General features: G+C 62.6%; 1 protein-coding gene. It reads right to left on the bottom strand.

The genetic code is table 11. The features are described from left to right. Nucleotides 1-214, bottom strand: a 214-nt coding sequence (locus HFE01_RS26890) for an AMP-binding protein (protein ID WP_167442937.1), incomplete at both ends; no start/stop codon positions are given.

The raw sequence follows: 214 nt of genomic DNA on the forward strand, positions 1-214 counted from the left end.
CGGTCGTCCTTCGGCACAATCACCATCGTGCCTCCGTTGTACAGCGTCCGCGCGATATCTCCCACGAACACGTCAAACGAGAAGCTTGCGAGCTGCAGCAGCCGCACTGGGAACTGATCCAACCGGTATTCCCGCCAGTAGCCCGCCGCCGTGTTCACCAGGCTGCGGTGCTCGATCATCACGCCCTTCGGCTTGCCCGTCGTTCCCGACGTGT

The sequence above is a fragment of the Paenibacillus sp. EKM10P genome (genome assembly GCF_011800655.1).
Classification (GTDB): domain Bacteria; phylum Bacillota; class Bacilli; order Paenibacillales; family Paenibacillaceae; genus Paenibacillus; species Paenibacillus polymyxa.